Origin of the sequence: Kribbella soli (genome assembly GCF_004331345.1) — a bacterium.
Lineage (GTDB): Bacteria > Actinomycetota > Actinomycetes > Propionibacteriales > Kribbellaceae > Kribbella > Kribbella soli.
Genome location: NZ_SJJZ01000001.1, coordinates 1,863,800 through 1,881,608 on the forward strand (window position 1 = coordinate 1,863,800; position 17,809 = coordinate 1,881,608).

Here is a 17,809-nt window from a genome sequence, read left to right on the forward strand (position 1 = left end):
CTCTCAGCTCAGCCCAGCGCAGCCAGGGAGGCGTTGAGCTTGACCACGTTCACCCTGGGCTCCCCGAGGAACCCCAGGACCCGGCCCTCCGTGCTGTCCTTCACCAACTTCTGGACCTGTTCGACGCTTAGACCCCGCTCACGGGCGACCCGGTTGACCTGCAGAGCGGCGTACGCCGGGCTGATGTTCGGGTCGAGACCGCTCCCACTGGCCGTGACGGCGTCCGGCGGGACCTGGGAGGCGTCGACGCCCTCAAGCGCCGCGACCGCCTTGCGCCGCTCGTCGACCGCGGCGAGCAGGTCGGCGTTGTTCGGCCCGAGGTTCGAGCCGCCGCTGGCCTTCGCGTCGTAGTCGCTCGCGGACGGGCGGGTCTGGAACCACTTCGGGTCGGCGACCATGATCGCCTTGCCGTCGGAGTCCTTCTTCCCGCTGTCCATGGTGTACGTCTGGCCGATCAGGTCGGACGCCACCTCCTTGCCGTTCACCTTGATGATCGACCCGTTCGCGTTGCCGTGGAGCAGCGCCTGCGCGACGCCGGTCATCACCAGCGGGTAGACGATCCCGAGGATCGCCGTGAAGACGAGCAGCGCCCTGAGCGCCACTCCGAACTGCCGGACCGAGCCGGGCAGGTTGCTTGCCATGAACAACTACCTCTCAACGAAGCCCGGGGATCAAGGAGATCACCAGGTCCAGGAGTTTGATACCGACGAACGGGGTGATCAGACCGCCGACGCCGTAGATGAGCAGGTTGCGGCGCAGCATCGCGGAGGCCGACGACGGCTTGTACCGAACACCCCGCAGGGCGAGCGGTACGAGCGCCACGATGACGAGCGCGTTGAACACGATGGCGGACACGATCGCCGACTCCGGCGAGTGCAGCCCCATGATGTTCAGCTTGTCCAGCCCCGGGTACGCCGCCGCGAACAACGCCGGCAGGATCGCGAAGTACTTCGCCACGTCGTTCGCGATCGAGAACGTGGTCAGCGAACCGCGGGTGATCAGCAACTGCTTGCCGATCTCGACGATCTCGATCAGCTTGGTCGGGTTGGAGTCGAGGTCGACCATGTTGCCGGCTTCCTTGGCTGCCGACGTACCGCTGTTCATCGCCACGCCGACATCGGCCTGCGCCAGTGCCGGAGCGTCGTTGGTGCCGTCGCCGGTCATCGCGACCAGCCGGCCGCCCTCCTGCTCCTTCTTGATCAGCGCCATCTTGTCCTCGGGCGTCGCCTCGGCCAGGAAGTCGTCGACCCCGGCCTCCTCGGCGATCGCCTTCGCGGTCAGCGCGTTGTCGCCGGTGATCATCACGGTCCGGATGCCCATCGCGCGCATCTGGTCGAACCGCTCCCGCATCCCCGCCTTGACGACGTCCTTGAGGTGGATCACGCCGAGTGCGCGCGCCGTACCATCGATGCTCTCGGCAACGACCAGCGGCGTACCGCCGGAGGCCGAGATCCCGTCGACGATCTCGCCGAGCCGCGCGTCCGTCGTACCGCCGTGCTCGCCGATCCACGCGTTCACCGCACCTGCGGCGCCCTTGCGGACCTGCCGGTTGTCGACGTCCACGCCGCTCATCCGGGTCTGCGCGGTGAACTCCACGAAGGTTGCGTGCGGCAACTCTCCGGTGTGCCGCTCGCGCAGCCCGTAGCCGGTCTTCGCCAGTACGACGATCGACCGGCCCTCCGGCGTCTCGTCGGCGAGGCTGGACAGCTGCGCCGCGTCGGCGAGTTCGGTGTCGCTGACGCCCTGGACCGGGATGAACTCCGACGCCTGCCGGTTGCCCAGCGTGATGGTGCCGGTCTTGTCCAGCAGCAGGGTGTTCACGTCGCCCGCGGCCTCGACCGCGCGGCCGGACATCGCCAGTACGTTGCGCTGCACCAGCCGGTCCATGCCGGCGATGCCGATCGCGGACAGCAGCGCGCCGATCGTGGTCGGGATCAGGCAGACCAGCAAGGCCACCAGGATCACGATGCTCAGGTTCGTGTGCGCGTACGCCGCGAACGTCGGCAGCGTCACGGTCGCGATCAGGAACACGATCGTCAGGCTCGCCAGCAGGATGTTCAGGGCGATCTCGTTCGGCGTCTTCTGCCGGGATGCGCCTTCGACCAGCGCGATCATCCGGTCGATGAAGCTCTCACCGGGTTTGGTGGTGATCTTCACGACGATCCGGTCGGACAGCACCTTCGTACCGCCGGTGACCGCACTGCGGTCGCCACCGGACTCGCGGATCACCGGTGCCGACTCGCCGGTGATCGCCGACTCGTCGACACTCGCGACGCCCTCGACGACGTCACCGTCGCCGGGGATGATCTGACCGGCCTCGACGACGACCAGGTCGCCGAGCCGCAACTGGGTGGCCGGCACCTCTTCCTCGTCGCCGCTCGCGGTCAGCCGGCGCGCGGTGGTCTCGGTCTTGGCCCGGCGCAGCGTCTCGGCCTGGGCCTTGCCGCGGCCTTCGGCGACGGCCTCCGCGAGGTTCGCGAAGATCACCGTCAGCCAGAGCCAGACCACGATCCACCAGACGAACACGCTGGAGTCGGTGAAGGCCAGGATCGTGGATCCGGCCGCGCCCACCTCGACCACGAACATGACCGGGTTCTTCCACATCACCCGCGGATCGAGCTTGCGCAGCGCGTCCGGCAGCGACGTGAGCAACATCTTCGGGTCGAACAGACCCGACGACGTCTTCTTAGGGATAGCCGCCGATTTCTGGACGGGCGGCGTCGTCAGCGTGGTCACAGTCCCTCCGCGAGGGGTCCGAGAGTCAATGCGGGGAAGTAGGTCAGGCCGGTCACGATCAGGACGACACCGACGAGCATCGTGACGAACAGGGCCTTGTGGGTGGGCAGCGTGCCCTGGGTCACCGGGACCGGGTGCTGCCGCGCGAGTGAGCCGGCCAGGGCGAGCGCGAACACGATCGGTACGAACCGGCCGAGGAGCATCACCAGCCCGAGAGCCGTGTTGTAGAACGGGATGTTCGCGCTGATACCGGCGAACGCGCTCCCGTTGTTGTTACCGGCCGACGTGAAGGCGTACAGCACCTCCGAGAAGCCGTGCGGGCTGTCGGTGTTGAGGATCGAGGCGCGCGCCGTCGCCAGACCCATCGCGATCGAGGTTCCGACGAGGACCAGGGTCGGCGTCGTGAGGATGTAGAGCGACACCAGCTTCATCTCGCGCGCGGTGATCTTCTTCTTCAGGTACTCCGGCGTACGGCCGACCATCAGGCCCGCGACGAACACCGCGAGCACGGCCAGGATCAACATGCCGTACAACCCGGTCCCGGTACCGCCGGGCGTCACCTCGCCCAACATCATGTGGAACAGCGGCACGCCACCGCCGAGCGGGGTGAACGAGTCGTGCATCGAGTTGACCGCGCCGGTCGACGTACCCGTGGTCGAGACCGCGAACAGGGTCGACGCCCACTCGCCGAAGCGGGTCTCCTTGCCCTCCATCGCGGCCCCGGCGGCCCGGGTCGCGGAACCCGCGCCCTGGACCTCGAAGACCGTCGCGAGGACGACGAAGGCCGACCAGATGGTCGCCATGACGCCGAGGATCGCGTAGCCCTGCCGCTTGTCCTTCACCATCAGGCCGAAGGTCCGGGTCAGGCAGACCGGGATGACCAGCAGCAGGAAGATCTCGAACAGGTTGGACAACGGGTTCGGGTTCTCGAACGGGTGCGCGGAGTTGGCGTTGTAGTAGCCACCGCCGTTGGTGCCCAGCTCCTTGATGACCTCCTGGCTGGCGACGGTGCCGCCCGGGAGCGTCTGCGTCTGGCCGACCACCGAGGTGACCTCGTGACCACCGGAGAAGTTCTGTACGACGCCCATCGCGACCAGCGCCACAGTCCCGATCACGGCGATCGGCAGCAGCACCCGCAGTACGGTCCGGGTCAGGTCGACCCAGAAGTTGCCGAGCCGGTCCGTCTTCGACCGGGAGAAGCCGCGGATCAGGGCGATCGCGACCACGATGCCGACGGCCGCGGACAGGAAGTTCTGCACCGCGAGACCGGCGAACTGGACCAGGTGGCCCATGACCGCCTCGGGCACGTAGCTCTGCCAGTTCGTGTTCGACACGAACGACGCGGCCGTGTTGAACGCGAGCCCCGATTCCACGTTCGGCAGGCCGAGCGACAGCGGCAGCCAGTGCTGCAGCCGCTGGAGCAGGTACAGCAGGACGACGCTGAGCGCGGAGAACGCGATCAGCGAGCGGGCATAGACTGCCCAGGTCTGATCGACCTTCGAGTCGACGCCGAACAGTTTGTACGTCGCGCGCTCGATCCGCAGGTCCTTGTCGGACGTGTAGACCCGGGCCAGATAGCCGCCGAACGGGCGGTAGACAGCCGCCAGGCACGCGAGGAGAAGGCCGACCTGCAACAGGCCGGCTGCGGTGTCGGACATCAGAACCTCTCGGGGAAGACCAGGGCGGCGATCAGATAGAGGACCAGAGCAACGGCCACCACTAGGCCGGCGATGTTCTCGGCGCTCACAACTTCTCCACTCCACGCAACGCGAGCCAGACGGCCGCGAAGACAATGACGGTGACGGCGAGATAGATGACGTCAGCCACGACGACACCAACTCACGACGAAAGTGCACATGTCTTCACTGCACACCGTTGGCTGCCTGGTCAGGAGGGTTCTCGCAGGCCTCTCACACCCGCCGACACAGCTCTCACAGACTTCTCACATACTTACGCCTGGCATCCCACCGACAGCTGAGGGAAGAACACCCACGTGACTGAACTGAACACCCCCGCCCCCGCCGAGCAGTTCTTCTCCGCGGAGACCCGGACCGCCCTCGCCGAGGCGAGCCAAAAGCTCGCCGAACGGCTCCAGGCGCACACCGACGCCCTGCTCGCGATGACGGGCGACGAGGACCACAACACCCTGTTCGAGCACAACGCCGCGCTCGAAGGCGTGGTCGAGGACTGGAACGACGCGGTCTTCGGACACACCGGTACGTCGCCGTTGCTGCTGGACGACGCGGTCGACGACGAGGAAGACGAAGACGCCGAGCAGGACCAGGTGATCAGCGTGGTGTCGCGGTTCGACCTGCGCGTGTTCGACCTGGACGCGCTGCTCGAGGCCGGACGCGCCGCGCAGGAGCGGCATCCGGCCGAACTGGACGAGTCCGGTGACCGCGAGCCGGTGGACTCCGCCGAGCAGGCGATCTACGAGATCAGCCGTGAGGTCGGCGAGGCGTGGTTCGAGCTGCCCGGTATCGAGATGGTGGCCGGTGCCCGCGCGTACGTCGTACCCGAGCCGCCCTTCGAGCCGCTCGACGCGGACGCCGAGGACGTCGTCACCGAGCTCATCGCCCCGAACGGCGTAGCCACCCACGCCGAGACCTGGGCCTAGACCAGCAGTTCACCGTCCAGCACCGTGATCGCCTGGCCCTTCAGGTAGACGCGGTCGCCGGCCGGCACGACCTGGACAACACCGCCTCGGGCGGACGCCTGGTATCCGACCAGTTCGTCCCGCCCGAGGCGCTCGGCCCAGTACGGCGCCAGACTCGTGTGCGCGCTGCCCGTCACCGGATCCTCCGGGATCCCGCTCGCGGGCGCGAAGAACCGCGAGACGAAGTCGTACGCCGAACCCTGCGCCGTCACGATCACGCCGCGAAGGTTCTCCCGCTGCGTGATCGCAGCGATCCCGTCGTAGTCCGGCACCACCGCGCGCACCGTCGCCTCGTCGCGGACGACAACCAGCAGGTCACGGAGTTCGCCGGTGACGTAGACCTCCGCCGGCTCCGCCCTCAGCGCGACGCCGAGCCCGTCCGGAACCGGTACCTCGATCGGCCGGTTGACCGGAAAGTCCAGCGTGATCCCGTCGTCCGCGACGTCGGCCACCAGCACCCCACTCAGCGTCGCGAACGACGCCTTCCCGGACACCTTTCCGTCCGCCGCCAGCACATGGGCAGTCGCCAGCGTCGCGTGCCCGCAGAGCACCACTTCCTTCGTCGGCGTGAACCACCGCAGGTCCCACTCGGCCTCGGCGCCTGCCGACGGCCGGACGAATGCGGTCTCCGCGTGCTTCATCTCGGCTGCCACCGCTCGCATCCAGCCCTCGTCCGGCCAGTCCCCGGCCTCGAGCACACAGACACCCGCCGGATTCCCGGCGAAGGCTCGGTCAGCAAACGCATCAACCACGCGGATCCTCATGCACCCGACGCTAACCACTGCGGCAGCCCTCGTTCCATAACCACTTTCCGCCCGAGTGGCCATCGAACCGCTCCGCCGAACGACTTCTGGCCGGGTTGGGGAGGATGTCGTGCCGTTCTGGGCGCAGAATCCTCCCCAACCCGGGTAAGCGTTCAGTCGATGGGGCGGAGTTCGTCGGCGTACGAGACGGAGACTCGGCGCAGTACGCCGTCCTTGACCGAGTACTGGCCCATGCGCCACAGGGGCGGACTGTAGGCGTGGACGGTGACGCTGCCCTTGTCGAGGCCGACGACGCGGTGGATGTGGTCCGGGCCGAAGCCGTACACGTCGCCGGCTTCGATCTCGGTCTCGACCGACTCGACGCCGATGGCCAAGTTGTGCTCGACGAGCTTGCCGCGGGCGACCGCGACCGCGCCGGAGGACACGTCGTGGTCGTGCCAGCCGGTGTCGTTGACCGGGGTCCAGCAGATCAGCCAGACGTCGACGTTGGCGTCGCGGTGCAGCGAGGCGAAGACGCGCTCGTCGTCGCTGTAGGCGACCTTGTCCTCCCACAGGTGTGGCTGCGCCGCGAGGCCGCCGGCCAGCTCGGCCAGCTCGTCAGGGGTGAGATCACGTCCCGGAAGGTTGTCGAGCGACAGACAGTTGTTGAGCTCCACGAGCCGGCTGGCCTGGCGCGCCGGGACGTTGGGTACGTCGATTGGCTGAGCAGTCACTGCACTCCCCTCTCAGGAGTAGATGTACCGGAGCCGAAGAGCAGCCGGTGTGGATTGTCGTGGCGGATCACCGCGGTCGCGGCATCGCCTTGGCGGAGTTCGACGGTGTCGGCGTACGGCCGGTCGGTGCCGTGCACGACCTGGTCGATGCCGAGCACCCGCGCGACCGCGTCGATCCCTTGCGGGCCGTAGCTCGAGGTGTCGACGTACAGGTTCGGGTCGATGGTGCCGAGCCGGCCGCCGCGCGCGGCCAGCCGCTCGTGGTGCACGGGCGCGAGACCAGCGGCGGCAACGAAGCACAAGCGGAGATCCGGGTACGAGCGTCGCCCGCCGAAGGCATGCCACGCCCACCAGGCCGCCTGCAACTGCGCCGTGTAGTCGACGACCGGCGCCCACCACCCCGGCGCCTCGGTCGGTCGCGCCGTACCGGGGTGCACCAGGATCGGTCTGTTTGCCCGCTCGGCGACGCGCAGCAGCTCCGCCTGCGCCTCCCAACCGACGGGTGAAGCAAGCACATGTGCCGGCAGTTGCAGTCCCAGGAATCCCTTGTTCAGAAGGGATTCCAGCCCGGCAACATCAGGCTCGAGCAGATCGACGGAAGCCCACGCGCGGAACGGCTTCGGGAACTCCGCGGCCCCGTCGTGCCAGGCCGCGAGCAGCTCCGCATCCCCGAGCTCCTCGACACCGAGCGGACTCGACAGTGACACCGCGGCCAGCGTCGTACCGGAGTCCTGCTCCAGCGCGACCCGCTTGCCGAGCTCGTGCGCGGCAGGATCCACGTCGTACGGCGCCTCGCACGTGGTGTGCAGCGTCCAGCCGTCGAGGTACGGCGGCTCGCGGCGGGCCCGGAGCCGGTCGACGAAAGCTTCCGGCCAGAGGTGCTGGTGGACGTCGATCATCGGCCCCTCCCCTCGCCTGTTTGATCAGATTGAAGCGCTTCAGGATGATTAGAGTGAAGCGCTTCAATGGCCTGTCTGTCAAGTTTCTGTCCGCGGCGGCGGCTAGGGTCGTGGACATGTCCGGAACCAGCCGGAGGCCGACCCTCAAGGACATCGCCGCCGAGACCGGGCTCTCGATGGCCGCTGTGTCGTATGCACTGCGCGGCCTGCACGGCACACCCGAGACCCGGCAGCGGGTCCAGGACTCCGCCGACCGCCTCGGCTACCAGGCCGATCCGGTCGCCCGCGCGCTCGCCTCCGGCCGCAGCGGCTCCATCGGCGTGCTCTGCGCCTCGCTCGAGGACCTCTGGCAGCAACGCGTCGCGGCCGCGCTCGGCCGCGAGCTCCTCGCCCCGGACCGGAACGCCTGGATCATCGACTCGGCCGGCGACGCCGACCGTCAGCTCGAGCTCGCCCAGCACCTGGTCGACCACCGCGCCGACGCGATCGTGGTGATCCCGATCGACCCGGCCGCGAAGGCCTGGGCCGAGATCGCCCGGCAGGCGCCGGTGATCGCGATCGGCGACGCGCTGCCCGGCGCGAAGGCGAAGTCCGAGGTGATCCTGGACAACGAGTCCGGCGTGAGTACGGCGCTGCGCCGCCTGTCCGACGCCGGCCACCGGGACATCGCCGTACTGAGTCCGACCCGCCGCCTCGAAGTGGAGCGCCCCGCCGAGGGGATCGCTCAGCGCGTGGCGGCCGACCTCGGCCTGAAGATCAGCCTGCTGCAATGCCCGCACGACCTGGCCGGCGCGACCGCCGTCGCCCGGACGCTGCTCTCCGACACCGCGCGCCCGACCGGCATCCTCGCCCTCGCCGACTCGATGGCCTTCGGGGTGTACGCCGCCAGCCGCGAGCTCGGCCTGCGCATCCCGGACGACCTGTCGCTGCTCGGGTACGACGACCAGCCGATGTCCCAGCTGCTCACGCCGCCGCTGTCGACCTTCCACTGGCCCCTCGAAGACCTGGTCAGCCACGTCGTCTCCCGCGTGACGTCCGCCGTTGACACCAACCGCCGAGTCCGCCGGACCACGCTCACGCCGACCCTGATCGAGCGCGGCTCGGTCGCCGCCCCGCCCAACTGAGCGAGACGGCGACTTAAGCGCGACAGGTTCCACGCCCTCGAAACTAAACTAACCCACTAGACTTACTTCCCGTTGTCCATGATCCGGACAGCCGGCTCATCCCGCCCCACCTCAACGGTGCTCACGGTTTGATGCCGTTCAGGCCGACGGCGGTGGTGAGGATGCGGTCGCGCAGGGCGGCGGGGAGCTTCGGGAGGATGCTGCCGAGGGTGCGGGCCTCGGCTACGGCGTACCGGCGTTTGGGGCGGCGCGCTTCGACTGCGCGGACGATGACCTCGGCGACCTTGTCCACCGGACCGGGCAGACCTGGCTCGGCGGTTCACCGAGGTTCTCGGTTCGATCTGGCCGGCGCAGCACCCGAAGATCCACGCCGAGCTGAACAAGCTCGCCGTCGAGGGACTGGTCGAGGTCGAGAGCGAGGGACCGCGGCGACGGAAGGCGTACCGGATCACCGACGCCGGCGTGACCGAGGTGAAGCGCTGGCTGACCGAGGTCGACGTCGACCACACCATGCGGCTGCAACTGCTACTGCGGTCACTGTTCTTCTGGATGATGGACACCGACGAACTACAACGCCACCTCGAGTCGGAAGCGCAGTACTACCGCCAACTGGCCGACCAGTACCGCGACTACGCCGCCCGCAAGGACCGCGGCGAATTCGGCTACAGCGAACAGACCCAGTCGATCCGCGTCACGATCGAGGCCGGCGTCCGCCTCTACACAGCCCTGGCCGACTGGGCCGACTGGGCCCAAACAGTTCCCCCCGCCAAGCCCACCCCACCCCCCAAACCCTGACGCCCACACCCCAGCCACACACCCACCCCGCACCTACCGCGCCTGCCAACCGAAACACGAGGGGATATCCACTCGCGTTGTGGGTTCTCCCCTCGTACACCAGCAGAGAACCCACCACAGCAGGGGATATCCCCTCGCGTGAATGATCCCGCGGGTCGGTGGGTGGGTGGCGCGGGTGGGTCGGCGGCGCGGGTAAGTCGGTGGAGCGGGTGGGTAGCGCGGGGGGGAAATGCCGGAAGGCCGGTCGAGCGGGTGCTCGGCCGGCCTTCTCGGGGGGTACTGCGTTACTTGGTGCCGAAGACCTGGACTTCGGTCAGGTCGGTGAAGCTGCAACCGCTGGTGGTGCTGCCGGGGCAGGTGGTGGAGAAGTCCGGGACCTGCGGGCTGAGCATCCAGAAGCGCACGTACTGGACGCCGGTCGTGTTGCCGCTCGGGGTGAGCAGGTTGTACTTGCCCTGGTTGGCGGTGGTGAAGGTGCCCTCCTGAGCGGTCGCCCAGGTGGTGCCGTCGGCCGAGGTCTCGATCTTGTACTGGCCGGTCGACGCCGTGCCCGAGTCACCACAGGTGGCTGACGGGTCCACGTTGAACGAGCTGATGTTGACCTTCGCCGGCAGCTTGATGTCGACGTGCTTCGGGACCATCGTGCCCGTCGGCGTGCCGTTGTCGTCACCCGTGGTGCTGCCCCAACCGGTGCCCTGGGCGTTGTCGATCGCACCGCCCGGACCGCAACCGAAGTCGCTGTAGTCCGGACCGTTGAAGCCGGCAACCGTTCCGCCACCGGAGGAGGCGGCCCAGTTGCGGCGCGGAACGAAGTTCGCCTGAGCGCCGGCGCTGACCTTGACGGGCTGGACGAGCAGCTCGTAGCCCGGAGCGGACACGACGACCTTCGGGTAGGTGCCCGGCGCAACGCCGGTGATCGTGTACTTGCCGGTCGCGTCGGTCGAGCCCGCGTAGTCACCCGCGTAGCCGGAGGAGTGACCGCCGACGTACACGAGCGCGCCGGCCACCGGAGCACCGGTGTCCTTGTCCTTCACAGTGCCGGTGAGCGACGTGGTCGCACCTGTCGGCGGCTTGTGGAAGTCCTCGGCCGGGTAGGCGTCGCCGCCGTCGACGACACCGGCGTACCAGCCCATGCCGCGGTTGGCGAAGACGGTCCAGATGATGTCGGCGTTCTTGCCGCCGCTGGCGACCAGGTCGGCCTGGACGATCGCGTTGCGCATGTCGAGCATCGTCGGGTCGGCCGGCGACAGCTCCATCGCGCGGGTGATGATGCTCATCGAGTAGGCGCGACCGAACCGCTCGCGCAGGTCCCACAGGGTCTGGGCCCAGACCTCACCGGAGGAGTGCACCTCCGGCCCGCGGGAACCGATGGTCGGGAAGTCGCCGTACGTGTAGCCGCCCTTGGCGCCGTTCGCCTTGACGCAGTTCGGGCTCACGGCCTTCACGCGGCAGTCGATCGCCTGGGTACGGAACAGGTCGCCGTGCGAGACGTACTTGCCCTCGAGGACCTCACCAGCAGCGGTGGTGTCCTTCTCCAGGCCGTGCGAGACCAGGTAGTCCATCGCGTAGAAGTCGCTCCACGCCTCGCCCATCGAGCCGGCCTGGATGCTGTTCAGCGTCGAGTTGCCGGTGGCGTCGACGACCAGGCGGTTCGACAGACCGTGGGTGTACTCGTGGTACAGGATGCTGGCGTCGTTGGCGCCGCTGGCCGGGACCCACGGCTCCTGCTCGTCGGACTTGCCCGGCGAGTGCCACAGGTACATCTGCATGGTCGGCGAGGTGCCGTCCGGCGGCGTCGACATGTTCGCGTTGTCGTCGTGGTTGGCGTCGGGTCCGCCGTTCGCACCGGTGGCCGCACCGTCGAGGGCGTTCAGGTGCACCGGGTCGCCGCCCGCGGTGTCGAACGAGCCGGCCGCCGGGGTGAAGCTGATCGGCGCCTTCGCCAGCCAGTCGTGGAAGTTGCTCGCCAGGTAGAAAGCGTTCGTGACGTCCTGGTTCAGGTTGGTCTTCCAGGAGTCGGGCTTCGCCGGGTCCCAGGTGCAGATGAACGAGGTCGAGCAGAACGACGACGCGTTCGGGAAGCTGGTCAGCTTGTACTCGGCGCCGGTCTTGGTGCCGGGCACCTTGACCGTCTCACCGGCGTTCGGCTGGTTGTCGTCGTTGACGTCCGCGAAGGCGGCGACCGACGTACCTTCCAGGAGGGTCTTGGCGTTCTTCGGCAGCCACTTGTTGTAGATCAGGTTCTCGACCCGCTGCGTGCCGCCCTTCGCGGCGCCCGGGTAGTTGTCCTGCACCAGCGCGTCGCCGTTGCCCTCGCTGACCAGGTCCTTGCGGTACAGCGTGGCACCGGTCTGGGCGTCGACGACGTGGCTGTAGATCTTGGTGCCACCGGAGTTGGTGTAGGTCAGCCAGCCCTTACGGAGCCCGTCGGCGGTGTGGAACCACACCTCCTTGGCGGTGTCTCCGTTGCTCCACTTGGTGCTCACGCCGGACGTGGTCGCGGTCGCGGACTTCGTCGTACCACCGGCGTCCTGGATCGCGGCGCTACGGGCGCCCGCGGCGGTGACCTTCGGCGTCGCGACGGCGGACCGGCTCTGCGCGGCGGTGGCGAGGCCGGAGACCGGCGAGCCCATCACCGAGATCAGCTGGCCGTTCTTGGTGACGTTGGCCTTCAGGCCGTTGCCGAACACCTCGACGCCGTCGACGACCTGCGACCAGAAGATGTGGTGGGTGCCGAGATCGTCGACGTAGTCCTTGCGCAGCTTCAGCGTGCCGAGGTCGGCGTCGGAGAGCTTGAAGATCTCCGGGTGCGCCTTGACGTAGCCGAGGGCAACGTCCGTGGCCTTCTTCGCGCTCTTGCCGGTGAGGAAGCCGTTCAGCTTGGTGACCTGCGCCGGCGTGCCGGTGTTCGGGTCGACCTCGACGACGCCCTGAGTACCGAGCGAGTCGCGGTACTTCTTCGCGGCGGCCGTCTCCTTGCCCTCGACCTTCGCGGAGCGGGCATAGGTGGTACGGGCGTTCGGCGTCCGGGCGTCGAAGTTGCCCTTGCGGTCCTTACCGGCGCTCTGCTCGGCCTGCGCGGGTTTCTTGCCCTCGGCACCGGCGTTCTGAGCAGCGTCCGCGCCACCGCCGGCAGTCATGGCCAGCACGGTGGCGGCCGCGGAGACGGCTGAGACTGCTATGAGCCCCCGCCCTCTGCGTGATGTTGTCACAGCAAATCTCCATCAAGTTCGTGTTCGCGGGTCGCCCTCCACGCCCCGTCCCCGGGGGCCGACCTTAAGCCTGCGGAAGGGTCCGGGGAAGAGAAATCACCGGAATGTCGCGGAGTCGAGGGTTGTCCTTCGTGCTCGGAACAGTACCGCTAGTGACCGGAAGGTTGCACGTAGCCACGGACCGGTCACTAGCGGTGTCTCACAAGGTCAGAATGCTCCGGCGCCGTTCGGCGTACCGAGGCCGGTCGGACCGTCCCAACCGGCGCGGGCATTGCACCACTGGGTTGTCGGGCAGGAGCCGTTGCTGCCGCTCGTCACGTCGAACAGCGAACCCGGGTGGGCGTACGGCAACGCGTTCGCGTACCCGGCCGTGTTGCCGGACAGCGCGTAGACCGAGGCGATGATCGGCGCGGCCTCACTCGTACCGCCGAACTGCGCCCAGGTCGAGGCCGTCTTGCTCGTCGGGTAGTAGATCGCCATGCCGCCCTTGGACGGATCGGCCGCCGCGGACACGTCGGCCATCGCACGCTTCGAGCACCCGGTGTCGAACGACGACGCGCCACTCAGAGCGGTGTTGTACGTCGAGCAGCCCGAGCCGGCGCCGTCCCAGACGCTCTCGCTCCAGCCCCGAGTGTTGCTCGCGGCAACCAACGACGTACCGCCGACGGCCGTCGTGTACGACGAGGACGCCGGGTAGCTGCCGCCCTGGTAGCCGTCGTCACCGGTGGACGCGGTGACCGCGATGCCCGGGTGGTTGTAGTAGCTGCCGTACGTCGCGTCGGACGCGTCGCCACCGCCGTAGCTGTTGGAGATGGCAACGACGCCCGGCTGCTTGGACGCGGTCACGACCGCTGCGCCGAGGTCGGCGAAGCTCGCCGAGTTGGCCTGGACGACGACGATCTTCGCGTCCGGCGCGGCAGCCGACACCGCGTCGACGTCGAGCGCCTGCTCACCGGCCCAACCGACGTTGAACCGCGGCAGCGACGTACCGCCGGTCTGGTTGATGACCTTCAGGCAGCCGTTGGCCGTCGTACACGCCGACAGGCCGAACTGCGAGCGGTAGACGCCGAGGTCGCGCTCCAGGTTCGGATAGCCGTAGGCGTCGACGATCGCGACCGTCCGGCCGCCGGCGCTCAGGCCGTTCAGCTTGTAGGCGTCACGCAGGCCGGTCGGGGTCAGACCGGTCGCCGGCGGCGTGGTGGACGCGGGCGCAACGCCCTTGTCGTTCACCAGCTTGATCGCATTGCAGGCCGCGGTGTGAGCGGCCTTGGTCGCCGAGCAGACCTTGGCGGAATGCTTCCCGGCGGTGTAGGGGGTGGGCGCCGCGACGGCTCCCGATGCGCTCGAAACCGCTGCGGTCAGTCCGACGACGGCAAGTGCGCCGGCACTCAGGGCGGAGACGAGAATCCGTTGCCTCAACTGGACTCCTCGAGGTTGGGGCAGGCCTCCGCAGGTGGTCCCGTTCGGGCCGGAGGGCGGAGGCCGGCTTGATTTGGGGGTGATCGCATCGTGCGTCCGCCGGAGCACCGGAAGCCAGCGATCGGACCTCTGACAAATGTCATGGGCGGACCCATGACAACCACCCCGGCTGGACCAGAATTTGCGCGTGATCACAGGGTCACCGAGGGTGCGCCGGGCAGTGAAGGTTTCCCCCTGAGTTTCCGGGACGCCGACCCTTGACACGGTTTCAGCACCCGGGACTATGCTGCCGGGATCTCTGAGAAATCGATTTCCCTGCCTGGAGGTTTCCGTTATGGACCAGTCCGTGCTCACCAGGAGACGTTTCCTGCAGGCCACCGGAGGTACGGCGCTCGCCGCATCGCTGGCGGCCTGTGGAGGCGGCGGCAGTGGCGGCGGGGCGTCCACCAAGGAGCTGTCGTTCGTCTACATGGGGACGGCCGAGCAGCAGGCGACCTGGAACAAGCTGTTCGCGAAGTTCACCGAGCAGCACCCGGAGATCAAGCTCAAGGCCGAGGGCATCCCGCTGTCGAACTGGGGCGACTTCTTCAACAAGCTCTCCACCCGGATCGCCGGCGGCCAGGTGCCGGACGTCATCCAGATCGCCACCGAGGGCCAGCGGCTGTTCGCGTCCAAGGGCCTGCTCGCGCCGCTCGACGACTACATTGCCAAGGACAAAGCGACCATCGACGAGTACTACGGCGACATGGACCCGAACCTGATCGAGTGGGACAAGAAGTACGCCTCCACCGACGGCAAGACGTACTACCTGCCGGGCGAGTTCAACACGATGTGCATGTGGTACTCGAAGGACCTGTTCGCGAAGGCCGGCGTACCCGAGCCGACAGCCCGATGGACCTGGGACCAGTTCCGGTCCGCGTGTGAGCAGATCAAGGCGAAGACCGGCGCCTTCGGGTACGCCGCCGGCCCTGAGTACTTCGCGGCGATCATGCCGTGGCTGCTCACCAACGGGACCAGCAGCTTCAGCGAGGACTGGTCGAAGCCGACGTACGACGATCCCAAGGTGATCGAAGCGGCCGAGTTCAACCGCAAACTGGTGGCCGACAAGCTGTCACCGCCGCCCGGTGGAACCTTCGACGCGACGACGGCGGCCGCGCAGGGCAAGCTGGCGATGTTCGGCGGCGGACGCTGGCCGATCATCAGCATCCGGAACCTGAAGGCGACGCAGAAGATGGGCATCGTGCCGTGGCCGACCAAGGTCGAGCAGGGCTCGCCGGTCGGCTGGAACGGGTACCCGATCCTGAAGGCGTCGAAGAAGAAGGACGACGCCTGGACGTTCATCAAGTTCCTGATCTCGAAGGAAGGCTCGTCGACGTTCGCCCAGCTCGGCGGCACCATCGTCCCGGCGCGGAAGTCGATCGCGAACAGCCAGTCGTTCCTCGAGGACGCGCCGAAGGGTACGGAGTACCTCTACCAGGCACTGAGCTACGCGACCCCGATCCCGTCGCCGGACAAGGGCGCAGCGATCCAGAAGGCGATCGAGGACGGCTGGAAGCAGGTGCTGACCGGCAACGCCGCACCGGCCGACGCGCTCGGCAAGGCCCAGACCACGCTGGAGGGATTGGTCTGAAACCGCAGCGGAGGGACTGGCTCCCTGGCTACCTGTTCATCAGCCCAGCCATCCTGCTCTTCGTCGTCTTCGTCGCTGGACCTCTGGTCGCCGCCTTTGCGCTCAGCTTGTTCCACTGGGACTTGTTGAGTACGCCGGAATTCGCGGGCCTGGACAACTTCAAGCAACTCGTGACCGACGGCGCCACCGTGCGCGCCGTGATCAACACGTTCGTGTTCGCTCTCGCGTCGGTGGTCACCCATATCGGGATCGGGATGCTGCTCGCGCTCGGCGTCCACCGGACGATGACGCGCGGCACGAAGTACTTCGTCAGAACCGCCTATTTCTTCCCGTTCCTGGTGTCCTGGGCCGCGGTCGCGCTGATCTGGAAATACGTGCTGGATCCGGCGTTCGGCCTGGCGAACTACTACCTCTCGGCGACGACGAACTGGCTGGCCTCGCCGACGCTCGCGTTGCCGACGCTGATCGTTGTCGACTGGTGGCACACGATCGGGTACACGTTCATCATCCTGCTGGCCGGTCTGCAGACCGTGCCGGCGCAGCTGCACGAGGCGGCGCGGGTGGACGGCGCGAACGCGTGGTGGCGGTTCTGGAGCGTGACGCTGCCGGTGATGTCGCCGACGATCTTCTTCGCCACGGTGATCACGTTCATCGGCGCGTTCCAGATCTTCGACCCGATGGTGATCATGACCCAGGGCGGCCCGGACGGCGCGACCCGGAGCATCGTGCAGTACACGTACGAGAAGGGCTTCCAGTCCTTCGAGGTCGGGTACGCCGCGGCGCTGTCGCTGGTCCTGTTCGTCGTGATCATGATTGTCACCGGCCTCCAGTTCCGCCTCAGCCGACGGTGGGTGCACCAGTGAAGGGCAAGCTGCTCGACCTCGTGCTGGTGCTCGGCGGGGTGGTGATGATCGCGCCGCTGGTGTGGCTGGTCGTGAACGCCTTGTCGGAGCCGATCGACGCGTTCCAGTTGCCGCCGCGGTGGATTCCGCGACCGCCGACGCTGCAGAACTTCCAGCAGGTGCCGGACCTGATCCCGTTCGCGCAGATGGCATGGAACAGCCTGCAGATCGCGGTCATCACGACAGCCGGCGCACTGCTCACGAGTGCGCTCGCGGCGTACGCGTTCAACCGGCTGCGGTTCCCGGGACGGGACCAGATCTTCTCGGTTTTGCTAGCAGCGCTAGTCGTTCCGGTGCAGCTGACCGTCGTGCCGATCTTCATCATGATGCGCTGGCTGCATCTCGTGGACACGACGGTGGCGATCTGGTTGCCCGCGTTGGTCAACGTGTTCGGGATCTTCTTCCTGCGGCAGTACATCGCGTCGATCCCGCGGGAGCTGGACGAGGCGGCGATCATGGACGGTGCCGGCCACTTCTGGATCCTGTTCCGGGTGATCCTGCCGCTCGCGCGACCGGGGCTGACCGCGCTCGGGATCTTCGTCTTCGAGGCGTCCTGGAACAACTTCTTCTGGCCGTACATCTTCCTGTCGTCTCCGGAGAAGATGACGCTCCCGGTCGGCCTCGTGTCGCTGCAGGGCGCGGTCGGCGGCGGTCCGGCCGTCGTACTGTTCGCCGCGATCACACTGGTGGTGCTGCCGATCCTCGTCCTGTTCCTGATCTTCCAGCGCTCGTTCATCGCCTCCATCGCATCAACGGGACTCCGCGCATGACGCGCCGCCCCAGCCCCGCGTCCGATCGCCCCGCGTCCGATCGCCTCGCGTCCGATCGCCTCGGAGCCGACCGGCCAGGGGCCGACTGGTCGCCACCGCAGCCAGCCGAGTCCCATTTCCCTGGCATACCCACCAATTTCCCTGGCATACCCACCAAATTGGGGGTTCCTGAGCCTGAAAATGGGTCCG

Annotated in this window: 16 protein-coding genes; 6 read left to right on the forward strand and 10 right to left on the reverse strand. The window is 67.8% G+C overall.

What is annotated here, in order from left to right; genetic code table 11:
* Window positions 1–8: 8 nt before the first annotated feature.
* The 4 genes from kdpC to kdpF are packed head-to-tail and all read right to left on the reverse strand — an operon-like array spanning window position 9 to window position 4,483.
* Window positions 9–641: a K(+)-transporting ATPase subunit C gene (gene kdpC, locus E0H45_RS09320; RefSeq protein WP_131336112.1), complete on the reverse strand. Its 633-nt coding sequence runs from the start codon at window positions 639–641 to the stop codon at window positions 9–11.
* Between the two features lie 13 nt (window positions 642–654).
* Window positions 655–2,736 carry a potassium-transporting ATPase subunit KdpB gene (kdpB, locus tag E0H45_RS09325; RefSeq protein ID WP_131336114.1) on the reverse strand — a complete coding sequence of 694 codons (2,082 nt, stop codon included), beginning with the start codon at window positions 2,734–2,736 and terminating at the stop codon, window positions 655–657.
* Window positions 2,733–4,394 carry a potassium-transporting ATPase subunit KdpA gene (gene kdpA / locus E0H45_RS09330; RefSeq protein WP_131336116.1) on the reverse strand — a complete coding sequence of 554 codons (1,662 nt, stop codon included), beginning with the start codon at window positions 4,392–4,394 and terminating at the stop codon, window positions 2,733–2,735. Before kdpA ends, kdpB begins: the two co-directional genes overlap by 4 nt.
* Complete coding sequence (gene kdpF / locus E0H45_RS09335) at window positions 4,394–4,483, reverse strand: K(+)-transporting ATPase subunit F (protein ID WP_131283897.1); 90 nt, start codon at window positions 4,481–4,483, stop codon at window positions 4,394–4,396. The genes kdpA and kdpF overlap by 1 nt, the downstream gene beginning before the upstream one ends.
* Window positions 4,484–4,729: 246 nt before the next feature.
* Between kdpF and E0H45_RS09340 the strand changes: the two genes are divergently transcribed.
* Window positions 4,730–5,353, forward strand: coding sequence for a hypothetical protein (locus E0H45_RS09340; protein WP_131336118.1), 624 nt, complete (start codon window positions 4,730–4,732; stop codon window positions 5,351–5,353).
* On the opposite strand, the gene E0H45_RS09345 is transcribed toward E0H45_RS09340, so the two are convergent.
* The 3 genes from E0H45_RS09345 to E0H45_RS09355 form a co-directional block, all read right to left on the reverse strand.
* Window positions 5,350–6,156 carry a PhzF family phenazine biosynthesis protein gene (locus E0H45_RS09345; protein WP_131336120.1) on the reverse strand — a complete coding sequence of 269 codons (807 nt, stop codon included), beginning with the start codon at window positions 6,154–6,156 and terminating at the stop codon, window positions 5,350–5,352. The genes E0H45_RS09340 and E0H45_RS09345 overlap by 4 nt on opposite strands.
* A 152-nt stretch (window positions 6,157–6,308) precedes the next feature.
* On the reverse strand, window positions 6,309–6,869 hold the full coding sequence (locus E0H45_RS09350; protein WP_131336122.1) for a cysteine dioxygenase: 561 nt from the start codon (window positions 6,867–6,869) through the stop codon (window positions 6,309–6,311).
* Window positions 6,866–7,768, reverse strand: coding sequence for an amidohydrolase family protein (locus E0H45_RS09355; RefSeq protein WP_131336124.1), 903 nt, complete (start codon window positions 7,766–7,768; stop codon window positions 6,866–6,868). The genes E0H45_RS09350 and E0H45_RS09355 overlap by 4 nt, the downstream gene beginning before the upstream one ends.
* Window positions 7,769–7,884: 116 nt before the next feature.
* On the opposite strand from E0H45_RS09355, the gene E0H45_RS09360 reads away from it, so the two are divergent.
* The gene (locus tag E0H45_RS09360; RefSeq protein ID WP_131336126.1) at window positions 7,885–8,892 is read left to right on the forward strand and encodes a LacI family DNA-binding transcriptional regulator; all 1,008 of its coding nucleotides are present in this window, start codon (window positions 7,885–7,887) and stop codon (window positions 8,890–8,892) included.
* Window positions 8,893–9,013: 121 nt separating this feature from the next.
* Here the strand turns inward: E0H45_RS09360 and E0H45_RS42390 are convergent, their stop codons facing one another.
* On the reverse strand, window positions 9,014–9,184 hold the full coding sequence (locus E0H45_RS42390; RefSeq protein ID WP_165546393.1) for a hypothetical protein: 171 nt from the start codon (window positions 9,182–9,184) through the stop codon (window positions 9,014–9,016).
* A 14-nt stretch (window positions 9,185–9,198) separates the two neighbouring features.
* On the opposite strand from E0H45_RS42390, the gene E0H45_RS09365 reads away from it, so the two are divergent.
* Window positions 9,199–9,687, forward strand: coding sequence for a PadR family transcriptional regulator (locus E0H45_RS09365; protein ID WP_131336128.1), 489 nt, complete (start codon window positions 9,199–9,201; stop codon window positions 9,685–9,687).
* A gap of 284 nt (window positions 9,688–9,971) precedes the next feature.
* Here E0H45_RS09365 and E0H45_RS09370 read toward each other — a convergent pair whose 3' ends face one another.
* Both E0H45_RS09370 and E0H45_RS09375 read right to left on the reverse strand, forming a co-directional pair.
* Complete coding sequence (locus tag E0H45_RS09370; protein ID WP_238154872.1) at window positions 9,972–12,827, reverse strand: M36 family metallopeptidase; 2,856 nt, start codon at window positions 12,825–12,827, stop codon at window positions 9,972–9,974.
* A 279-nt stretch (window positions 12,828–13,106) separates the two neighbouring features.
* Window positions 13,107–14,318 carry a S53 family peptidase gene (locus E0H45_RS09375; protein WP_131336132.1) on the reverse strand — a complete coding sequence of 404 codons (1,212 nt, stop codon included), beginning with the start codon at window positions 14,316–14,318 and terminating at the stop codon, window positions 13,107–13,109.
* A gap of 334 nt (window positions 14,319–14,652) precedes the next feature.
* Here E0H45_RS09375 and E0H45_RS09380 point away from each other — a divergent pair, with 334 nt between their 5' ends.
* The 3 genes from E0H45_RS09380 to E0H45_RS09390 all read left to right on the forward strand — a co-directional run bounded on the left by E0H45_RS09380 (window position 14,653) and on the right by E0H45_RS09390 (window position 17,620).
* A complete protein-coding gene (locus E0H45_RS09380; RefSeq protein WP_131336134.1) occupies window positions 14,653–15,948 on the forward strand; it encodes an extracellular solute-binding protein in 1,296 nt (431 codons plus the stop codon).
* 125 nt (window positions 15,949–16,073) lie between these two features.
* Window positions 16,074–16,811 carry a carbohydrate ABC transporter permease gene (locus E0H45_RS09385; protein ID WP_238154873.1) on the forward strand — a complete coding sequence of 246 codons (738 nt, stop codon included), beginning with the start codon at window positions 16,074–16,076 and terminating at the stop codon, window positions 16,809–16,811.
* Window positions 16,808–17,620, forward strand: coding sequence for a carbohydrate ABC transporter permease (locus tag E0H45_RS09390; protein WP_238154874.1), 813 nt, complete (start codon window positions 16,808–16,810; stop codon window positions 17,618–17,620). The genes E0H45_RS09385 and E0H45_RS09390 overlap by 4 nt, the downstream gene beginning before the upstream one ends.
* The last annotated feature ends 189 nt before the right edge of the window (window positions 17,621–17,809 follow it).

Bases quoted from the DNA above. Each gene is read 5' to 3' on its own strand.
- kdpC (WP_131336112.1), bottom strand. From the start codon at position 641: ATGGCAAGCAACCTGCCCGGCTCGGTCCGGCAGTTCGGAGTGGCGCTC.
- kdpA (WP_131336116.1), bottom strand. From the start codon at position 4,394: ATGTCCGACACCGCAGCCGGCCTGTTGCAGGTCGGCCTTCTCCTCGCG.
- E0H45_RS09345 (WP_131336120.1), bottom strand. From the start codon at position 6,156: ATGAGGATCCGCGTGGTTGATGCGTTTGCTGACCGAGCCTTCGCCGGG.
- E0H45_RS09355 (WP_131336124.1), bottom strand. From the start codon at position 7,768: ATGATCGACGTCCACCAGCACCTCTGGCCGGAAGCTTTCGTCGACCGG.
- E0H45_RS09360 (WP_131336126.1), top strand. From the start codon at position 7,885: ATGTCCGGAACCAGCCGGAGGCCGACCCTCAAGGACATCGCCGCCGAG.
- E0H45_RS09370 (WP_238154872.1), bottom strand. From the start codon at position 12,827: ATGACTGCCGGCGGTGGCGCGGACGCTGCTCAGAACGCCGGTGCCGAG.
- E0H45_RS09380 (WP_131336134.1), top strand. From the start codon at position 14,653: ATGGACCAGTCCGTGCTCACCAGGAGACGTTTCCTGCAGGCCACCGGA.